Source organism: Pengzhenrongella frigida, assembly GCF_004168625.1.
Taxonomy (GTDB): domain Bacteria; phylum Actinomycetota; class Actinomycetes; order Actinomycetales; family Cellulomonadaceae; genus Pengzhenrongella; species Pengzhenrongella frigida.
Window position 1 is genome coordinate 1 of the sequence record NZ_SDWW01000026.1, and the last position, 17,760, is coordinate 17,760.

The 17,760-nt window shown below is 72.1% G+C and carries 13 protein-coding genes; 4 read left to right on the plus strand and 9 right to left on the minus strand.

Annotation, left to right across the window (positions count from 1 at the left end; genetic code table 11):
* Nucleotides 1–1,069: DDE-type integrase/transposase/recombinase (locus EUA98_RS11540; protein ID WP_434063495.1), on the plus strand; the 1,069-nt coding region annotated here is incomplete at its 5' end.
* Here EUA98_RS11540 and EUA98_RS11545 read toward each other — a convergent pair.
* Nucleotides 1,066–1,911 (minus strand): LuxR family transcriptional regulator, encoded by an 846-nt coding sequence (locus tag EUA98_RS11545; RefSeq protein ID WP_130102839.1) that lies wholly within the window; start codon nt 1,909–1,911, stop codon nt 1,066–1,068. The two genes, EUA98_RS11540 and EUA98_RS11545, sit on opposite strands and share 4 nt — an antisense overlap.
* A 154-nt stretch (nt 1,912–2,065) precedes the next feature.
* On the opposite strand from EUA98_RS11545, the gene EUA98_RS11550 reads away from it, so the two are divergent.
* Together EUA98_RS11550 and EUA98_RS11555 are read left to right on the plus strand one after the other, a co-directional pair.
* Nucleotides 2,066–2,374 carry a hypothetical protein gene (locus EUA98_RS11550; protein WP_130102840.1) on the plus strand — a complete coding sequence of 103 codons (309 nt, stop codon included), beginning with the start codon at nt 2,066–2,068 and terminating at the stop codon, nt 2,372–2,374.
* A 774-nt stretch (nt 2,375–3,148) separates the two neighbouring features.
* Nucleotides 3,149–4,138: a DUF4232 domain-containing protein gene (locus EUA98_RS11555; RefSeq protein ID WP_130102841.1), complete on the plus strand. Its 990-nt coding sequence runs from the start codon at nt 3,149–3,151 to the stop codon at nt 4,136–4,138.
* Nucleotides 4,139–4,403: 265 nt separating this feature from the next.
* Here the strand turns inward: EUA98_RS11555 and EUA98_RS11560 are convergent, their stop codons facing one another.
* On the minus strand, nt 4,404–4,586 hold the full coding sequence (locus EUA98_RS11560; RefSeq protein WP_130102842.1) for a hypothetical protein: 183 nt from the start codon (nt 4,584–4,586) through the stop codon (nt 4,404–4,406).
* Nucleotides 4,587–4,932: 346 nt separating this feature from the next.
* Between EUA98_RS11560 and EUA98_RS11565 the strand changes: the two genes are divergently transcribed.
* Nucleotides 4,933–5,895, plus strand: a complete 963-nt coding sequence (locus tag EUA98_RS11565) for an aminoglycoside phosphotransferase family protein (protein WP_130102843.1) — start codon at nt 4,933–4,935, stop codon at nt 5,893–5,895.
* Nucleotides 5,896–6,264: 369 nt separating this feature from the next.
* Here the strand turns inward: EUA98_RS11565 and EUA98_RS11570 are convergent, their stop codons facing one another.
* From EUA98_RS11570 to EUA98_RS11600, 7 genes are all read right to left on the minus strand, one after another.
* Nucleotides 6,265–6,684, minus strand: coding sequence for a DUF1801 domain-containing protein (locus EUA98_RS11570; RefSeq protein WP_130102844.1), 420 nt, complete (start codon nt 6,682–6,684; stop codon nt 6,265–6,267).
* Nucleotides 6,685–6,950: 266 nt separating this feature from the next.
* Nucleotides 6,951–7,547: a hypothetical protein gene (locus tag EUA98_RS11575; RefSeq protein ID WP_130102845.1), complete on the minus strand. Its 597-nt coding sequence runs from the start codon at nt 7,545–7,547 to the stop codon at nt 6,951–6,953.
* A 10-nt stretch (nt 7,548–7,557) separates the two neighbouring features.
* Nucleotides 7,558–10,476, minus strand: a complete 2,919-nt coding sequence (locus EUA98_RS11580; RefSeq protein WP_130102846.1) for an alpha-L-rhamnosidase — start codon at nt 10,474–10,476, stop codon at nt 7,558–7,560.
* A complete protein-coding gene (locus tag EUA98_RS11585; RefSeq protein WP_165372805.1) occupies nt 10,473–11,474 on the minus strand; it encodes a nucleoside hydrolase in 1,002 nt (333 codons plus the stop codon). The genes EUA98_RS11580 and EUA98_RS11585 overlap by 4 nt, the downstream gene beginning before the upstream one ends.
* Nucleotides 11,474–14,026 carry a beta-glucosidase family protein gene (locus tag EUA98_RS11590; RefSeq protein ID WP_130102847.1) on the minus strand — a complete coding sequence of 851 codons (2,553 nt, stop codon included), beginning with the start codon at nt 14,024–14,026 and terminating at the stop codon, nt 11,474–11,476. Before EUA98_RS11590 ends, EUA98_RS11585 begins: the two co-directional genes overlap by 1 nt.
* 67 nt (nt 14,027–14,093) lie before the next feature.
* Nucleotides 14,094–16,256 (minus strand): beta-galactosidase, encoded by a 2,163-nt coding sequence (locus EUA98_RS11595; RefSeq protein ID WP_130102848.1) that lies wholly within the window; start codon nt 16,254–16,256, stop codon nt 14,094–14,096.
* A complete protein-coding gene (locus EUA98_RS11600) occupies nt 16,249–17,757 on the minus strand; it encodes a glycoside hydrolase family 43 protein (protein WP_130102849.1) in 1,509 nt (502 codons plus the stop codon). The genes EUA98_RS11595 and EUA98_RS11600 overlap by 8 nt, the downstream gene beginning before the upstream one ends.
* Between the last annotated feature and the right edge of the window lie 3 nt (nt 17,758–17,760).

Here is a 17,760-nt window from a genome sequence, read left to right on the forward strand (position 1 = left end):
TGGGAAAAGCGCACGAACTCTTGGAAGTGCTTACCAAGAGCTCGCAGGACGACGCCGAGCACACCAAGCCCTGATGGACATCTACCGTGAACTGACCGTCGTCGGGGTCCCGACCCGGGCCGCGTCCGCGCTGGTCGGAGTGCCGCGGGCGACCGCGACCCGCAAGCCCCGCACGCCGACGGTGACCAAGGTGAGGGTGCCGGCGAACAAGCTGACCGACGCCGAGCGCACCGAGGTCCTGGCGGTCGTGAACAGTCCCCGGTTCGTGGACCTGCCTCCGATCCAGATATACGCGCACCTGCTCGACGAGGGCGTGTACTTGGGGTCGATCTCCACGATCTACCGGATCCTGGCGGCGAACTTGCAGGTCAAGGAGCGTCGCCGCCTGGCGCGGCACCCGGCCCGCGCCATCCCCGAGCTCGTCGCGACCGGTCCTGGGCAGGTCTACAGCTGGGACATCACCAAGCTCGCCGGACCGGTCAAGGGCAAGTACTTCGACGCCTACGTGATGATCGACATCTACTCCCGCTACATCGTGGGCGCGCACGTGCACGCCCACGAGTCCGCCGTCCTGGCGGCGGAGATGATGCGGGAGATCTTCGGGGTCCACGGGATCCCGAACGTGGTGCACGCCGACCGGGGCACGTCGATGACGTCCAAGACCGTCGCGGCGTTGCTGTCCGACCTGGAGGTCACCAAGTCGCACAGCCGGCCGCGGGTGAGCAACGACAACCCGTACTCGGAGTCGTGGTTCAAGACGTTGAAGTTCGCCCCGGTCTTCCCCGAGCGCTTCGCCTCGCTGGGGGACGCCAGGAGCTTCATGGCCGAGTTCGTCGAGGGCTACAACCATCACCACCACCACACCGGCATCGGGCTGAACACCCCCGCCGACGTGCACTACGGACTGGCGGCCGCGAAGGCCGCCGAACGGGCGCTCGTCCTGGCCGCCGCACGCAGCCGGCACCCCGAACGATTCGCCACGACCCAGGACCCCAAGATCCTGGCCATCCCGACCACGGCGTGGATCAACCAGCCCGCCGACAACACCGGAATCGGGTTAGCCGCTTAACACCCACCGGCCTCAACTACCTTGACAAATTCCGCCTCGCCGGACTCACCGATCCGGGCGGCCCGCAGGGTCACCCATAGGCCGTCCGCGACATGCACCCGCGCCATGGGTGCGCTCATGTCGACGCCGGCCTCGACCGCCCCAAGCTGCGCGGCCACGTTATAGGCAGCGGCGGGGACCGGCGCCCGGCCCCCTTCGGGCGGGACCAGCGCACGGAGGTAGGCCTGCGTCTTGGACGTCAAAGCCCGCACGACAAGCTCCGGGGAGAGCAGCAGGACCAAGGGATCGATGCGATGCCGGCCAGCCGGTGCGGGAACGACGAAGGTCTCGGCCTGGCTGCGCCGCAACGCCTCGGTGACCGGTGCAGCGGCCTGGGCCAGGAAGTCGGCGTCGCCCGCAGTGAAGGGGCCGCTGTCGCCGATCCGCCAGAGATCGAGGAAGCTCCAGCAGCCGTAGCGGTCGCGAAAGACCGTCGACGCGATGTCGGTGACGTCGTATCGATGGAGCAGTTCCCGCCAGACACGACTACGCGCCAACTCCCCACCGGTAGCGTCCTGCAGGCGCGCGACGGGTGGGTCACCCAGCGTCGTCCACCGGCTCACTTCGGTGAGGTACTTGAGCCGGATCAGGTCGGGCAGCTCCGACATGCACGGCACGTCCGCCAACGGCGCCGAGCCCACCGAAGTCTCCGGATCGGTCATCAACCAGGCATAGGCATCGAACGGCACGGCGCGGCGGATCACCTCGAGGATCCGCCGCCGCAGTGATCTCGAGTCGCCCGTCGACCGGCATGCCTCGATGATGCCCGCCGCAGCCAGCGCGTACACCGATCGCGTCGCCACACCGCCACCGTACGCGGCCGGTGACATGCGGAGGCCGCCGGCCCGTGGTGCCGGAGGACACCGTGCGAAAAGACCACCAGAACCTGGGATGGACCCTCGACACTCGGCTCTCATAGCGTCGCGAGCACGAGGCATCACACATCAAGGAGCCACCATGACCACCCTGCACATCGAGCACCCGATCACCGACTTCAACGTCTGGGTCGCAGCCTTCGAGGGCTTCGTCGAGGCCCGGCAGCGGGCCGGCGTCCGCGCCCACCGCATCCAGCGTCCAATCGACGACCCCAAGTACGTCATCATCGACCTCGACTTCGACACCGTCCCGCAGGCCGAGCAGTTCCTCGCCTTCCTCCGCACACGCGTCTGGGCCTCCCCCGCGACTGCCCCGGCACTGGCCGGGGAACCGCGGACCCGGATCCTCCAACCTGTGGGCGCCACCGGCTCCGTCGGCACAGATCGCTGAGCCGCCAGGCACAACCGGCCCGCCGCACCCTCACACCGATCCGCACCGCGAACCCGGGCGCTCGCATCGGGGTTGACACCTATGGCGAGCGCCGTTCGCTCGGCACCGACCGGATCGACGAGTGCGTCACCGAGCGCGGGGGCTTCCCCCAGCCGTGTACCGGCGCCCGAGGGTTTGCCCGGGGCCTGCGTGTGCCCCCGTTGCGAGGCCGGCGGGAAGAGGAGCGGTCGCCCGAGCCCGCGGAGCGCGGCGTCGACATCCCCCTGTCGGGGCGACCGAGCCTGCGCGGCTCCGGCTCCGGTACCGGCTCGGCAGCGCCGGCCGGGCCAAGGGCGCTGTTCACGGTCTGGCCACGGACGATGTCGATGTCGATGTCGATGTCGATGAACGGTGCCATCGACCCGTACGACTGCTGCGGACACCGAGAGCGCCGCCACTGTGCCCGCGGCCGACGAGGCGCGAACCACCAGCAGCCGCGGCCGCCGCGGTAGCGCCCGCAACCGCACCCTCGCCCTCGCCGCACCCCAAGACATGGCGCTCGCGATGCTCTCGCTGTCGCTGAAGGGACGCCGCTTCACTGTCGTCAAGCGTTGTTGACGCGGCGGGCACGTGCGTGGCGGAGTGCGGCGTTTGTTGACTGCCAATCAGTGGCGAGAAGCACGCTCGCGCGCCGGGCTGACGCCTCTGGGCGCCGATGCAGGGTTGGTGCAGATTCGCCCCAGCTCGGAGTTGAGTCCGCCTCGGCATTGGGGCTGGGGTGCGACGATTCGGGGCATGCGCCCTCACCGTTCAGTGATCGTTGGGGCACTCGTCGCGGTGGTTGGCTCGGTTGGCGCCTGCTCTGCAGATGTCTCGCACGAGCCCGCGCCTTCGGTCCGGGTGGTCGGACGTGTCTTCCTGCCGGCCCCTCGCGTATCCGACGGGCCGGCCGGTCCGTGCACGACCACCGACCTCGACTTCGTGGTCGAGGCATTCAGCCCCACGATGGGGAACTCCTGGGCGCAGCTGCGCACGATCAACCACGCTGACCGCCCATGCGTGCTCGATGGCCTCCCTGAGGTGACGATCGACCAAGCCGGTCACCGGCTCCGGCTGACCATCGATCACAGCTCAACGCTCCTCGACGGGACCGACGTGCCGACTCAGCTCACGCTCGAGCCCCAGGCCTCAGCGACAGCAGAGTTGTTCTGGCGCGGCTACCGCGACGCCGCAGACCAGACGACGGCGCAGTTCGCGCGCGTAGTACTCGCCGACGCGTCAAGCAAACCTGCCTCAATGGGCACATACGTGCCAGCCGCCCCGTTCGACATCGTCGACGGTGGCGTGATGACGGTCGGCCCGTGGGTGGCAGTTGGCTACGGAGCGCCCTCCTACGACTGGCCACACGAACCGGTCCAGTCGAGCCAGCGATGCCGTGCCCGTGACCTGGTCGCAACCATCACTGGCCCGCACAATGGCACCTCCTCCGACGACGAGGGACCCACCGCGGAACTGGTCGTCGTCAATCTTGGACTTGAGCCGTGCATCGTCGCCGGAGATCCAACCGTCGCCGGGCCGAACGGCCAGCTCGTTGGCACTTCGAGGGAACCCGGTGAGCCAGGTCAGCAGTGGGTGCTTCGCCCCTCCGACGGGCTCTCCAGGACCCTGCCTTGGGCGGCGGTAGCGCCCGTCATCGACGCACCCGACACCTGGACGGCTGTTGCCGGCGGCGACGAACGAGTGCCCATCACGACCTGGGATACCGGCTCTGACGCGGCCGAATGACTTGGAACCGAGTCCCTCGGCCGAACATCTACCCCGGCAGGACGGCCGGCGCTGCGCCGCAACGCAACCTATCTGTCGTCATGCGCTGTGCTCATCCGTGCAGCGTCGTTGCCGACCTACGTTCCCGCGGGAACGCGTCGACGGAGCCCGTGGACGATTCCATCTCAATCCTTGGGACCAGACGTTCCCGCGGGAACGGCTCAGCACAGAGCCGCTCGCCTCCGAGCAGGACGCCTGAGGTCCGCCTTCGGCGCGCAGGACCAAGTCACCGGACCTGGCCGTGCCACTGCCTGGCGCGCAACTGGCCGCTGCGGATCACGCCCTCGCGCCCCGCAGCACCAAGGGCCCGTTGCTCGAAGGCGAGGGTGCCGCCGTCAGGGGTGACCAACGCGTGGGCCTCGGCCCGGTCCCGCAACCGCTGACCGGACGTGAGACCGAACCACTGCACGCGCCCGCACCATCCTCGCTGGAACGCTCGGCCAGCAGGACCTCGACGTCCGCGCTGGTCATCGGCCGGAGCACTACGAGATTGGACATCGGGCAACCTCAGGGGCCGGCGCGGCCGGGCGTGCCCGCCTCCCGGCGCCAAATCCTGCGTGGCTCTCGACTCTTCTGACCGCGACCTGAAGGACGACAACGCGTACGCGATCGTGCGGACGCTCGCGTGGCGGTGATGGGCTCGACGGTTTCGTTCGCGACCAACTCGCTCGCGAGGTTCGCTCTCGGGGGTTTGACTGGGCTGGGCACAGTTGTTGTCTACCTGGCTTGGCTCCGCGGCGTGCGATGCTCGCCCGATGACGACCGTGCCAGCGGGGCTGCGCCGATCAGTGGCGGGCGCCGAGGGTGGCGACGAGTGGCTCGCGGCACTCCCGGCGCTCGTGGTGCGCGTAGCCAAGCGGTGGCGGCTGATCCTCGGGCGGCCGTTCGAGGACGGCACGGCGGCGTGGACCGCTCCCGTCACGCTGGGGTCAGGCGCACTTGGGGTTCTGAAGATCTCCTACCCGCATCTCGAGGCGCGGCACGAGGCGGCGGCCTTGAGAGTGTGGGCAGGCAGCGGTGCTGTGCGGATCCTCGACTCGCACGAGGATGACTGGGCACTGCTCCTGGAGCGCTGCATGCCGGGCACATCGCTGCGGGACCAGGGGCTAGAGCACCTCGAGCACGTACAGATCGGTGCCACGCTCATGGAGCAGATGGCCATGGCAGCAGTTCCGGTCGGCGGGCCGTTCCCCACGTTGGTCGCCGTCGCGGCCGGGCTCGCCGACCTTGCGAGCGAGCGGATCGACCGGCTCGTCGGCTCGGCGCCGATCTCGTTGGACAAAGGCCTCCTCGTTCATGCCGTCGACCTCCTGCGGACCCTGCCGCTCGACGCCCCCAGCGAAGGGCTCGCGCACGGCGACCTCAACCCTGGCAACATCCTGCGGGACGACTCTGGCGGCGCGGCGCGCTGGGTCGCCATCGACCCCAAGGCCGTGGTCGGCGACCTCGCCTGGGATCCCTGGCCCCTGATCACGCAGGTCGGCGACTGGGCGACAGCTGTGACACCGGCGGGCGAGCTGGCGGAGCGCACCCGCCTGCTGTCCGACCTGACTGGCCTCGACGCCGCGCGGATCGCGGCCTGGTCGACGGCCCGAGGGGTCGAGTCCGCGCTCTGGGCCGCGAACCGGGGCTGGTGGACGGGTTTCCGCGGGGCCGACGGTGACCTCGTGCGTGCCCGCGAATGGGCGACGGCGGCGACTCTGCTTGGCACCGGCTGAGGGCTTCGGGTCGACCCGCCAGCATTCACAGCGTCACCGCAAAGCAGGCGCTGATATTTGTCGCCATGCCTACCTTCCGCTACTCGAGCTGGAGCACGAGCAGCGGAACACCCCACAGCGCCAGGAACAGGAGGCCGGCCCCACCGCCTTCGGGGGCAGGGAGAGCACGTCCTGATCCCGTGCTGGGGTGGTCCCCTCGAAGGCGGATTTCGTGAAATCTGAGACGAACGCAGGACCGCCCGCGGCGCTGGTCGCCGCTCGGGGGCCGGAACACCTGGCGCCGAGATGGCCCTAGCGCCCGGAAACGTGACATCGCCAAGTCAGTTCAGTTGCCGCTCGTGGCCGCTGGCCGGCACGGCGCCATACCGTTCACACGGTCATGCCGTATTGGATGGCCGCGTGAAGCGCATCGGCGTTGATGACGGAGAGGCGCTTGAACCTGATGCAGTAGCCCGTGACGCTGGCATTGCCGATCGAGGCGCTGTAGGTGCGCGAGAGGTAGGTCTTGTCGTCGAGGCCAAGGACGTAGACCGAAATGCCCGTCGTGTTGGCGCTCAGGCCGATGCGATAGAACTCACGCGAAGACCCATTGGCGTAGTTGATCGTGTAGACGCCATAGCCGATGTTCGGGTTGGCCACGACCTTGCCGCCCTCGTTCGTGCCGTCGGTGAACCACAGCCTGCACCCAGGAAACTCCGCCACCACGCGAGCGTGCAACTGTCGGAGGTCGGTCTGCTTGGGCTGGGGTTGACTGGCGAGGTAAGCCTCGATCTGCTCAGGGATATCCATCTCGGGACCAGATGCTAGCAACGCTGAGACGTGGCGGAACGGGGTCCAGCAGGCCGAGAACGACGAGCGTCACCGGCCCGAGCGACCACGGCCGAGGCCCAGCGGACGCTCAGTCGGGCTCCTGAGTCACTCCCCGGTGGGAGTCGAAGCGATCAGCAACCTCGCCGACCTGGAGAACGCACTCAGGGCGACATGACCCGCAAGATCGGCGGCACCGAAGGTCACCCCTGCTGGTCGCGACGGCGTGATCTCCCCGGGGCCGGGACCTACTCACCGCTCAGCAGCCCGTTGCGGCGGGCCGCGTCCCGGAGATTCGCCTCGGCGGCCCGTCTGAGCGGGTCGGGCTCGGCCGCCGGCATCCACGGGAACGGTGTGGCGGCCAGCTCACTGCCGTGCTTCGACGTGACCTGCACGGTGTGCGGCTCGGCCGGAGCCTCGGGCCACGCCACCAGCAGGTAGTCCTCGACGGGCTCCTCGGCAACCAGGTCGTAGAGCAGGTCCCGTCCGCGAGCGTGCGCCCGCACCCGGTACCACCCGGTGCCGCCGTCGACCAGGTCGAAGCGCAGATCGCGGTGCTCGACCCACGGTCCGCGTACGAAGACGGGCCTGCCGTCCGCGAGGATGCTCACCTCGCCGACGTCCTCCCAGCCGGCCTCGACGACGTCGGGCCGGGCGTCGAGCGTACGAATCGTGACGCGGGCAGGTCCCATCACGATGCCGGCAAGGAGGTGGACCGGCTGCTCGGCGCCCATGCGGACGATCAGCCCTCCGGCAGCGAGACTGGTCGCCGTCGACACCTGGTCGGACGAGCCCACCTCGAGCACGCGCAGGTCGACCCGGGTGACATAGCTCGCCTCCACCATGGACGGCACACTAGCCAAGCGCGGCCACGGTGCGCTCGATCGTGGCGATCGCGTCGAGCGAGAGCATCACCAGCGACTGGCGCAGCGACGTGTCGCTGCGCCACCGGCCGTCGGCGGTCCAGCCTGCGGCGAAGAAGAAGCCCACCTCCGCGAGCACGGCGAGCAGGGCCGAGCGGGCGACGTCGTCGTCCATGAAGCGTGCCAGGGGCGTGTCGAGCGTCCAGGGCGCGGGGTCCACGGCGGGCGGGGCCGGCAGCGCGCAGGTCCAGGTGTGCTCGCCCGAGCCGACCTCGACCGCGTCGTCGGCCCCGGGCAGGGTGACCAGCGCGCGGGTGTTGGCCGGGACGCTCGCCCGCAGAGTGAAGGTCGACCCGTCACCCTGGACCGCGGCGCCCTCGACACCGGTGCCTTCGACCGCGCTGCCTTCGACAACCCAGTCGACGGTCACCACGCCGTACCCGGTGTCGAGAGACGCCGCCGCCGAGGTCAGTCCCCCGCCCGGCACGGGCGCGATCGCCACGGTCGCGTACCCGGGCTCCGCGGGCGCGATGCCGCCGATCGCGCGGTGCATCCAGTCGGCGACCGCCCCGAGCGCGTAGTGGTTGAACGACGTCATCTCGCCCGGGTTGATGCGTCCGTCCGGGAGCATCGAGTCCCAGCGTTCCCAGATGGTCGTGGCCCCCATCGTGACCGGGTAGAGCCACGACGGGCAGCCCTGCTCGAGCAGCAGGCGGTAGGCGACGTCGGCGTGCCCCGTGCGGGTGAGTGCGTCGGTCATCAGCGGCGTGCCGACGAACCCGGTGCCGATCCGGTACCCGAAGGCCCGGACCAGCTCCGCGAGGTTGGCGCCCAGGCGCGCCCGCAGCGCCGGCTCGGTCACCAGGCCGAACTCGATGGCCAGCGCGTACGCGGTATGGGCGTCGCACATCATCCGCCCGGCGGGGGTGACGTACTCGGCCACGAAGGCGAGCCGGATCTGCTCGGCGAGCGCGGCGTAGGTGTGCGCGTCGTCCTCGCACCCGAGCACCTGGGCCGCGCGCGTGAGGGCCGCCGTCGACCGGTAGTAGTAGGCGCTCGCGACGATGTCGGAGTGGGTGCGCGCCTGGTTGGGCTTGTCCGGCGGGGCCGAGGGGTCGAGCCAGTCGCCGAACTGGAAGCCACCCGTCCACAGGTTGCTGTCCCCCGCGATCGCCCGCAGGTCCTCGACCCAGGCCCGCATGGACGCGTATTGGCGCGCGAGCGGCTCGGGATCGGCGTAGTGCGCGTACAGCGCGTCCGGGACGATCGTGGCCGCGTCGCCCCAGGCCGCGCCGGGCGGCGAGCCGAACGGCAGCGGGTTCGGCACGACGATCGGCACCGTGCCGGACCGCGCCTGCTCGACGGTGAGGTCGCTCAGCCACGAGCCGAGGAAGCCCGCGGTGTCGTACAGGTAGCTCGCCGTCGGCGCGAACACCTGGATGTCGCCGGTCCACCCGAGCCGCTCGTCGCGCTGCGGACAGTCGGTCGGCAGGGACACGAAGTTGCCGCGCATGCCCCAGCGCACGTTGCTGTGCAGCTGGTTGAGCAGCGGGTTGCTCGTGGTGAGCTCGCCGGTGCGCACCAGGTCCGAGTGCACCACCTCGGCGGTCACGTCGGCGGGGTCGAACGCGCCGGGCCACCCGCTCACCTCGACGTACCGGAAGCCGTGGAACGTGAACCGCGGGTGCCACTCCTCCGGCCCGTCGCCACGCAGCGTGTAGCGGTCGGTCGCCTTCGCGAACCGCAGCGGTCGCACCCCCAGCTCGCCGTCCTCGAGCACCTCGGCGTGCCGCAGCGTGATGACGGTGCCGGCGCGCCCGTCCACCCGCAGCCGGACCCAGCCGACGAGGTTCTGGCCGAAGTCGAGGATCGTCGCACCGGAACCGCTGGTGCGGACCTCGCGCACGGGCAGCGTCTCGATCACCCGCACCGGCGGGGACGACGCCGGGACCAGTCGCGCGGCCGTGAGGTGGTCGGCCGCGTCGTCGTCGGTCAGCACGTCCGCGAGCAGCCGCGCGGGCAGCGCCGCCGGCAACGTGACCCCGGGCACCGCCGCCGCGTCGTCGTCCAGGCGCGCGTCATGGCTCTCGCCCTGGTAGATGCTCGCGGAGGTCACGGGCCCGACGACGGACGTGGTCCAGTCCGGCCCCGTCGTCACCCAGGTGACCGCGCCGGCCTCGTCGACCAGGCGCAGCTGCGCCGCGAGCGCCACCGGCCCCGGGTACGCGCGCGCGAAGTTCCCGTCGAAGCCGAACCGCTCGCCGTACCAGCCCTCGGCCACGGTCGCGGCGAGCACCACGTCGCCGTCGGCCGCCGCCGCGCGCACGAGGGCGGTGACGTCGTGGGTCTGGAACGCCAGCCGGTCGCGGTAAGCCGTCCACCCGGGGGTGAGCAGCTCGTCGCCAACGCGCACCCCGCCGACGGTCGCCTCGTACAAGCCGTGCGCGGTCACCGACAGCACCGCGGACGCGAGCCCGGCGGGCGCGGTCAGCTCGGTCCGGAACCGCGCCGTGCCGCGTTCGGGCCAGGCGTCCGCCGCGACGGCTGGTGTGATCAGCGGCGCGCGCCAGTCGTCGCCGCCCAGCGGACCCGTGCGCACCTCGACCCAGCTGCTCAGCGCCGACGCGGACCCGTCGGTCCCCCGGACCCACACCCGGACGGCCGCGCTCTCGTAGGCCGCGAGGTCGCGCGCGGGCCAGGGCTGACGCTGCGAACCGGCCCCGAGCAGGTCGAAGCCCGTGACCACACCGTCGAGCCGGACCTCGATCTGCGCCGACCGCTGTGCCCAGTCGGTGCCCTCGGACTCCACCGCCCATGACACCGTCGGACGCGCGGTGGCCAAGAACTCGGGCCGGCCGCGGTCCCCCACCCACAGCGCGACGACGCGGACGGCGGGCGGGTCGGCGGTCATCGGGAGATCTCCTCGGCGGGTGCTGCGGTTGGGGTGGTCGGCGTGGTCCGCGTGGCTGCCCCGGTCGGGGTGGTGCGCGCGTGCCGGGCGAGCTTGGCGTACAGGTCGGTGAACATCAGGCGGTTGTCGAGGTGCGTGTAGACCCGGATCGGTCGGCCGTCGGGGCGCGGCAGATAGCTGCCGTCGTCGGCGATCCGCGGGGCGGGGAGCACGACGTGCCGGCTCGAGCTCGAGTCGGCCTCGAAGGACGACAACAACGCGGTGAGCAGCACGAGCGGGCTGTCACCGAGGATGTACGTCTCGCCCAGGTCGTAGGCCGTCCCGGCACACATCCGCCGCACGACGTCGAGCGCGTCGACCAGGTGCGCGCCGAGCGGGGCGGCCGGGCGCAGGTGCTCGTCCAGCTCGTCGAAGCTCACCAGGGTCTGCCGGTAGGCGTCCCGCGGCACCTGCCACAGCGGGATCGGCGAGTCGAACACCACCTGGGCGGCGACGAGGTCGATCTTCAGGTTGTACTCGGGTCCCACCGACCCGGGCGGAGCCTCGGCCAGCCCGGGGTGCTCGGGCCCGCCGATCCAGACCGCGGTGAGCCGGTCGGCGATGCGCGGCTCGAGCAGGTACGCGCTGGCCAGCTCCGTCAGCCCCGCGCCGAGCACCACGTACAGCGGCCGGTCCGTGTCCTCGCGCAAGGCCTCGGCGATGATCGCCGCCGCCCCCGCCGAGCGGTGCGGCGTGACGGCGTCGACCAGGGCGTCCTCGGCCCCGACGACCACCTCGACGCCGGTGCGCCCGGCCAGCGCCACGACCTTCTCGGCCGCGACGCCTGCCGACTCCGCGGTGCGGCCGGAGGTGTCGAACGGGTCCCCCGGCGCGAGGTGCGAGCCGATCACGGCGCGCACCTCGACCGAGGGCGACAGCAGCAGGTGGGCGAGCTGGATCAGCCCGTCCGGGTCGCCCGAGTAGTCGTTGTCGCTGATGACCCGCAGGCGCGCCGACATCAGAGCCCTTCGGTCCAGACCAGCTCGCACGCGAGCGGCAGGTCCGCGCTGGACGAGCCGGCCTCGAGCTGGAACGCGCCGTGCTCGATGTCCCAGCCGTGCGTGTCGACGTCCCAGTGCTCGAACCCGCGCACCGGCAGCGACACCTGCACGGTGACGACCTCGCCCGGGTCGGCCTCGACCGCGGCGAAGCCCGCCAGCCAGCGCACGGGCCGCTCGAGGTCGCTGCCCGGCCGGGACAGGTAGACCTGCACGACCTCGCGGCCGCGGCGCGTGCCGGTGTTGCGTACCCGCACCTCCGCGACGCCCGCCCGCAGGTTCTCGAGCATCGGCGCGACCGGGACCTCCAGCGCGGTGTACTCCCAGGTGGTGTAGCCGAGCCCGTGCCCGAACGCGTACAGCGCGTCCCGGTTCGGGTCGCGGTAGCCGACCAGCAGGCCCTCGCCGTACACGACCCGACCGTCGATTGGGGTCGTGGACGGCAGCCGGTCCTCGGACACCGGCCACGTGGTGGGCAGGCGCCCGCCGGGCTCGACGGCGCCGAGCAGGACGTCGGCGAGCGCGTTGCCGAGCTCCTGGCCGGGGAACCAGACCAGCAGCACGGCGCCGACCTCGTCGGCCCACGGCATCAGGACCGGGGCGCCGGCGTTGACGACCACGACCGTGCTCGGGTTCGCCGCCGCCACGCGGCGCACGAGCTCGTCCTGGCGGCCGGGCAGCGCGAGCGAGTCGCGGTCGTAACCCTCGGACTCGACCTCCTCGTTCGTGCCGACGACGACGACGGCGACATCGGCCGCGCGGGCCAGCTCGACCGCGTGCGCGATCGCGTCGTCGTCCGACGCGTGCGGGGGCTCGATGTTGAACTGCAGCATCGTGCCGAGGTCCACGCCCGCCTCCTGCAGGCCGCCGCTGCCGACATCGTGGGTGAGCACGACGTCGACGCTCTCGCCCGCGGCGAGCGTGACCGGGTGGACGCTCTGCGGCGGCGTCATCATGCCCTCGACGATGTCGGCGCCCGGGGGCAGCGCGAGCTGGACGTCGAACACCTGCTCGCCGTCGACCGTGAGGCGGTACCGGCCCAGGCCCGAGCCGCCGATCTCGTAGGTGCCGGCCTCGACCGCGCGCACGGTCGCCGCGATCTGGATGGTCGCGACCTGCCCCGAGACCTCGGTGCCGAACCCGGCGAGCCAGTTGAACGTCCCGCCGGTGCGGGGCTGGGTGGCCAGGACGACGCCGGCCGCGTCGACGAACCGGATCTCGACGCCCGCGCTCCCGTCGGGGCGGGCGGTGAACACGTCCCGCGCCGGCGAGGTGCGCGCGTGCGCGCGGACCCCGGGGGCGGAGGTCACCTCGGCGCCGCCGGGCAGGGCGGCCAGGGCCGCGCGGATCCCGTCGAGCGGGGAGACCGCGTACGGCGGGTACACGGTCGCGCTGCCGCCACCGAGGGTCCGGCCGACCTCCGCGTTCGGTCCGAGCACCGCGACGCGGGTCACGTCCGCCGGGATCGGCAGGACGCCCTGGTTGCGGACCAGCACGAACCCGGCGGCCGCGGCGGACCGCAGCTCGGCGGCGATCTGCGCGTCGGAGTACGTCGGCGCCTGCGCGACGGCGGCGATGCCCTCGAGCGCGCCGACCCGGGCGGCCAGCCGCAGGATGCGCAGCACGTGGTCGTCGATCCGGGCGAGGTCGACGTCGCCCGCGAGCACCGCGTCCACCAGCGCCTGGCCCCAGGGACCGGCCGGGCCCGGCATCGCGAGGTCGAGGCCGCCGTTGCCGGCGGCGACGGTCGAGCGGGTCGCGAACCAGTCGGACATGGTCACGCCGTCGAAGCCCCACGCGTCGTGCAGCACGTCCCGCAGCAGCGGGTTCTCGGTCATGGTCGTGCCGTTGACCTGGTTGTACGCCGCCATCACGGCCCACACCCCGGCCTCGCGCACGATCGCCTCGAACGGCGCAAGGTACAGCTCGTGCAGGGTGCGCTCGTCGACGAGCGCGTTCAGGCTCATCCGGTCCGTCTCGGAGTCGTTCGCCACGAAGTGCTTGACCGTCGCGCCGACCCCGCCGGCCTGGACACCCTGCACGTACGCGACCCCGATCCGCGCCGTCAGGTACGGGTCCTCGCTGAGGTTCTCGAAGTGCCGACCGCCGTACGGGGTCCGGTGCAGGTTGACGGTCGGCGCGAGCAGCACGTCGACCCCCTTGCGGCGGGCCTCGAACGCCAGCAGGCGGCCGATCCGCTCGACCCGGTCGACGTCCCACGTGGCCGCGAGCGCCGTCGGCGAGGGCACGTTGGCCGACGTGTCGCGCTCGTCCCAGGTCTCCCCGCGCACACCCGCCGGACCGTCCGAGACCACCAGCCGGCGCAGCCCCGCGGCGGGTTCGGGATGCAGCGCCCAGAAGTCGGCGCCGGTCAGCAGGCGCACCTTCTGCTCGAGCGAGAGCGCACCGAGGCGGGCCGAGAGGTCCGCCTCGTCCACGGCCGGGGCCGCGGTCGGGGCGGGCGTCGGGACGGGTGCGTCGGCGGCGGGGGCGGCGATCGAGAGGTCAGTCATGGCGTGCTCCGGAGGTGGTTCGTCGTGGTCGGTCGAGGAAGACGGTGCGGGTACGGGTGCGGGTGCGTCAGGGGGTCTCGCGCAGGACCCGCACATCCCACGGGCCCAGCGCGAGCAGCTCGCCGGCGGCGAGGGCGACGTCGTCGAGCACGTCACGCACCGCCGCGGGCAGCCGATAGGTCGCAGGTTCCCACGACCAGTTGTGCACGAACCGCAGCCGCTCCCCGGCGGCGTTGACCGCCGCGGTGACGGTGACGGTCTCGGGCCGCGCGTCGCGCCACGGGTCGACCGGCAGCGACGTGCGGGCCAGGTACCGGGCGAGGTGCCCGGCCAGCTCGCGGTCGGGGACGGTGCCGACGGTGGTCACCCGACCGGCCCCCGCCACGCGCGTGGTGACCGCGGCGAACTGGCCCAGGTGCGGGTGGTCGTACCCGGCGAGCACCTCGGCATCGTCCACCAGCAGCCCGTCGGCCCACGCGGTGCCGGCCCCGGTCCACCCGGCACCGGTGACCGGGACGGGATGCACCAGGTTGGTGTACTCGAGGTAGTGCACCCCCGCAGCCCCGCGCAGCACGCCTGGTGCCACGGTCGAGCGCACGACGGCGTCGGCGTCCGCATACCCGGTGCGGGGGGTGAGCACGAGGTGCCCGCCCGCCTCGGCGTACCGACGCAGGAGGTCGAGCGTGGCGTCGTCGGCGATGTAGAGCCCGGGTACGACCAGCACCCGCCAGCGCGCGACCAGGGCGGCCGCCGCGGCGTCGTCGGGCAGACCGGGCCCGACGTCGGCCAGCTGGCCGGGCGAGACGATGTCGGCGGCGAGGCCGGCGTCGAACAGGCCGCGGTAGAACGCCGCCAGGATGCGATCGTACGAGCCCGGGTCGCCCATCCAGCTGTGCGCCGGGCCGGCGAGCGGTCCCATGCACTCCATCGCCCAGCGGCTCTCGGCTCCCACGAGCACCCCGACGTCGCTGACCGGTTCGAGGCCCGCGAGGGCGTCGGTCGCCGCGGTGAGCTCGTTCGCGACCCGGGACAGCTCGGCGTAGGTGCGGCCCGGCTCGAGCGAGTGCCCGAGGATGCCGCCCCAGTACGTCTCCGCGCCGTAGTGCAGCGTGTGCCAGTGCCAGTAGTTCAGCAGCCGCGCCCCGCGGGCCACCATGTGCCACGCGGTCTGACGCCACTGGCCGTCGTAGGCGGGGAAGTTGTCGGCCGTGCCGCCGATCGAGGTCGCGTTCGTCTCGGTCACCAGGAACGGCGCCTGGCGCGTCCCGCGAGCGGTGTCGGCCTGCAGCGACAGGTACGCGGGCCCCGACCACGGCACGAAGAACGACGCGAGGCCGCCCTCGAGCCCCTGGGCGCCGGGCAGCTCGAGCCCGTCCTGGGTCGCGTAGTAGAGGTTGGCGCCCGCGACGTCGAGCGGCTCGCCGATGACGGTGATGTCCTGGCCCTGCTGGCCGAGCGCGATGCAGGTGGTGACGAACTGGTCGGCGGGCACGAGCGAGCGCACCAGGTCGGTCTGCCAGCGGATGAGGTCGTGGCCGAGGGTCGCCTGGTAGCGACGCCAGGCCAGGTCGTACGACGGCGTGGAGTTGCCGTCGGGCGTCCACAGCTCGGACCAGTCCGCGATCCGGTGCGACCAGTACGTCAGGCCCCACCGGCGGTTGAGCTCGTCGACGGTGCCGTAGGTGTCCTTGAGGTGCTCGACGAACCCGGCGAAGACCTGCGGGTTGTAGAAGATCTTGTGGCCGGGCTCGTTGTCGACCTGCCACCCGATCACCGCGGGGTGGTCCGCGTAGCGGCCGACGATCTTGCGCACGACCCGTTCCGCGAGGTAGCGGAACGTGGGGTGCGAGTAGTCGACGTCCTGGCGCATCCCGTACGGGATCTCGACGCCGGTCGCGCTGTGCGCGGTGGTCTCGGGGTACGTCTTGCGCAGCCACGGCGGCACCGCGTACGTCGGGGTCCCGACGACGACGGCGATGCCGCGCGCGTGCGCGCCGTCGAGCACCGGCTGGAGCCAGTCGAGGTCGAAGACGCCGTCGCGCGGCTCCCACGTGGACCACACCGACTCCCCCACCCGGATCACGCCGAACCCGCCTGCGGCCATGAGGTCGAGGTCGGCCTCGAGCCGCTCGTACGGCTGGTACTCGGTGTAGTACGCAGCGCCGAGCAGGATCCGCTCGGGCAGCCCCGGCACGGGAGCCGCCGGGTTCGGGTCGGTCGACTCAGCCATGGTGTCCCTCATAGGTGAAGTGCTCGAACGCGACGTCGCCGGCGGCGGCGTACATGCCCGTGACGCGCCCCGTGAATGAGGCCGTCGTGTCGGAGGTCAGGTAGCGCCCGTCCATCGCGGCGACCTCCACGGCGTCGTCGCCGGTGCCGTACCCGAGGCGGACGACGTCGCACGTCATCCCGGCCAGGCCCAGCCCTGCGGCCACGGGCGGTTCGGTGGTGATCCACAGCTCGACCGGGCCGTCCGGCGCGGGCACGGCCCAGGTCTGGTCGACCTGGTCCAGCCGCACCCGGGCGAGCACGACGCCGCCGCCGACCTCGATGTCGTAGTGGTGGGCCTCGTCGTACCGCACGCTGAGCCCGCCGACCCCGGTCGTTCCGGTGTCCACCAGCGCCGCGCACCGCGAGGTGACGTGCTGCTGACGCCGCCCGAGGAACCGCGGCCGTTCGGCATCCATCGCCACCGCGCCGGCGTCGGCGTCGGCCGCGTGGAGCCGGAGCCAGCCCGGGCGCGCGTCGAGCGTGGCCCACGGGCGGTCGGCGTCGCGCACCGAGAGCCACTCGAGGCCGAGGTCGACGCCGGCGTCGAAGGTCGTGCGGACCGTGACCGGCGGTCGGTCCGCCGTGAGCTCGAACCGGTCCACGACGGGCCAGCCATCCACCCACGACAGCGTGGTCGCGAACGTCTCGCGGCCCATCGGCGCGAAGGCCTGGGTCATGCCGCCCGGCCGCGTGCCGAGCAGGATGACCACCCAGCCGGTGTCCGTGCGCACGAGGTCGCCGTGACCGGCGTTCTGCACGGGGTGGTTCGTGCTGCGGTGCGAGTACACCGGGTTGGCCGGGCAGCCCTCGAACGGACCCGTCGGGCTGTCCCCGCGCGCGATCGAGATCGAATGGCCGCGCTCGGTGCCGCCCTCGGCGATCATCAGGTACCAGGCGCCGTCGATCTCGTACAGGTGCGGCGCCTCGGGGAACTTCAGCCCGGTGCCCGACCACAGCGACCGCGGCTCCTCCAGCGCGAGCCCGGTGGTCGTGTCCATCCGCACCTGCTGGATGCCCAGGTGCCGGCCGATGTCCTCGCCCTCGAGGTTGAGCCCGGAGAACGTCACGTAGCAGGCGCCGTCGGCGTCCCACGCGATGTCGTGGTCGATTCCGGGCGCGCCCTGCATCGCCAGGCCGTCGCTCCACGGCCCCTCGGCCCGTTCGGCGGTGAAGATCAGCGCGCCGCGGCCCATCGCGTCGGTCACGGTGATCCAGAACAGCCCGTCGTGGTGCCGGATCGTGGGGGCCCAGACCCCGCCGCCGGTCGGGACGTGCTCGACGGCGATCTGCCCGGGGCGGGTCACGACGTGCCCGATCGGGGTCCAGTGCTCTGCGTCGGTCGAGTGGAACAGCGGGATGCCCGGGAAGTACTCGAAGCTCGAGCACGCGAGGTAGTAGTCGTCGCCGACCCGCACGACGGACGGGTCGGGGTGGAAACCGCAGACGGCAGGGTTGAGCACGGG

Excerpts from the sequence above, each read along its gene's own strand:
- EUA98_RS11550 (WP_130102840.1), top strand. The coding sequence starts at position 2,066 with ATGACCACCCTGCACATCGAGCACCCGATCACCGACTTCAACGTCTGG.
- EUA98_RS11555 (WP_130102841.1), top strand. The coding sequence starts at position 3,149 with ATGCGCCCTCACCGTTCAGTGATCGTTGGGGCACTCGTCGCGGTGGTT.
- EUA98_RS11565 (WP_130102843.1), top strand. The coding sequence starts at position 4,933 with ATGACGACCGTGCCAGCGGGGCTGCGCCGATCAGTGGCGGGCGCCGAG.
- EUA98_RS11570 (WP_130102844.1), bottom strand. The coding sequence starts at position 6,684 with ATGGATATCCCTGAGCAGATCGAGGCTTACCTCGCCAGTCAACCCCAG.
- EUA98_RS11575 (WP_130102845.1), bottom strand. The coding sequence starts at position 7,547 with ATGGTGGAGGCGAGCTATGTCACCCGGGTCGACCTGCGCGTGCTCGAG.
- EUA98_RS11580 (WP_130102846.1), bottom strand. The coding sequence starts at position 10,476 with ATGACCGCCGACCCGCCCGCCGTCCGCGTCGTCGCGCTGTGGGTGGGG.
- EUA98_RS11585 (WP_165372805.1), bottom strand. The coding sequence starts at position 11,474 with ATGTCGGCGCGCCTGCGGGTCATCAGCGACAACGACTACTCGGGCGAC.
- EUA98_RS11590 (WP_130102847.1), bottom strand. The coding sequence starts at position 14,026 with ATGACTGACCTCTCGATCGCCGCCCCCGCCGCCGACGCACCCGTCCCG.
- EUA98_RS11595 (WP_130102848.1), bottom strand. The coding sequence starts at position 16,256 with ATGGCTGAGTCGACCGACCCGAACCCGGCGGCTCCCGTGCCGGGGCTG.